This window comes from Acidovorax sp. KPB24-03 (genome assembly GCF_057546605.1).
Genome location: NZ_BAAJYR010000642.1, coordinates 1 through 1,431 on the forward strand (window position 1 = coordinate 1; position 1,431 = coordinate 1,431).

Sequence of the window (1,431 nt, forward strand, 5' to 3'; positions counted from 1 at the left end):
GTCCAGGGTGGACCTTCGGTGGCCAGCGTTCGACGGGCGCAAAGGCTGCCGGCGCTCGCCGGTCACGGCCGGGGTGCCGCGGTGGCCGGTGGCGCGCAGGTCGGCGGAAAAGCGCACCAGCGGTTCGCCGTCGCCGCCTTCGCTGCGGGCCTGTGCCTGCCCGGCGACGGGGGTGGAGTCCAGGGTGCTGTAGAGGGCGCTGGGGCGCAGGCCACGCACTTCGGCACGGCCTTCCATGGCGCGCGTGGCAGGCGTGAAACGGCCCTGCAGCGCCACGCTGCCGTTGCCGATGCGCGCAGTGGCGTCGGGCACGGTCCATTGCGTGCCGTCGAAGGCGGCCTGGGCATCGATGCTTTCCAGGGGCAGCCGGCGCTGGTCCCACGGGCCCGGCACGGCGTTGCGCAACTGGGCACCGATGGCCCAGCCTGCGGCGGTGGCACCGGGTGCGGCAGCAGCGGCCGGGTCCACGCGCAACTGCCCGCTCAGCGAGGTCACGGGAGCTTGCGGCCACAGGGCGGCCAGATCCAGGGATTCGACGTCGGCGCGCGCCTGCAGCACCGGCTGCGCAGCCCAGGGTGCGATCTCGGCCTGAACGTCGGCACGCATCGGCTCGGCGGGTTTCGCGGGTCGGGCCGCTGGCTTGCCGGGTTTGGCGGATGGGCCGGGGGCGGGACGCGAGGCTTCCGCTGTCGGCGGAGCCGCTGTCAATGGCTCGGCGGCCTGTGCCTGCAATTGGGCGGTGATCTGCAGCCGTGCGGCTGCGGTGGCCAACGTGCCTTTGGCCTCGGCATGGGCCTTGGCTTCGATGTCGTCGCCGCCGCCCGGCGATGCCGTGCGCACGGTGCCGTCGGCCTTCAGCTTCAGCGCCATCGGCGCCTGGGCCTGCACGGTGGCCTGGCCGGAATAGTGGCCCTGGGCGAAGGCCACGCTGTCCAGCGCCAGCCGGTGGTGGGTGCCGTCGTAGCGGTAGTGGCCCGCCAGCCCCTGCGCGGTGACCGGGCTGGGCGCGGCCCAGGTGATGCTGTCCACGCGGAACGGCAGGTCGATGCGCAGCGGCAGTTCCAGCGATTGCAGCGGCTGTGGCGGCGTGTCGGGTTCGGTGCGGGGCGGGCCCTGCGGGATGATCTTGACCTCGGCCGCATGCACTTCGCCCAGCGTGAGCTGGCGCTGCAGCAAGGGCGCCAGCTGCCAGGCAATGCGCGCATCGTTGACTTCCACCGCCAGCGTGGGGCTGCTCCAGCGCAGCCAGCCGATGTGGCCGCCGGCGCGCAGTGAACCAGTCACGTCGCGGGTTTCGAGTTGCTGGTCGGCGGGAAGGTAGCGTGCCGCGCGGTCCAGCGTGGTGGCCAGCGAGGCCTGGCCGCCGGCCCACCACCAGGCCGCACCGAGGACGAGGGCGACCAGGGCCAGCAGCGCGGCGAGGGTCCAGGC

The 1,431-nt window shown here is 73.7% G+C and carries 1 protein-coding gene; it reads right to left on the reverse strand.

Features of this window, described 5'->3' with window-relative positions; translation table 11 throughout:
* On the reverse strand, positions 1-1,431 hold a 1,431-nt coding region (locus tag AC27KI_RS24785; protein ID WP_487116437.1), incomplete at both ends, for a translocation/assembly module TamB domain-containing protein.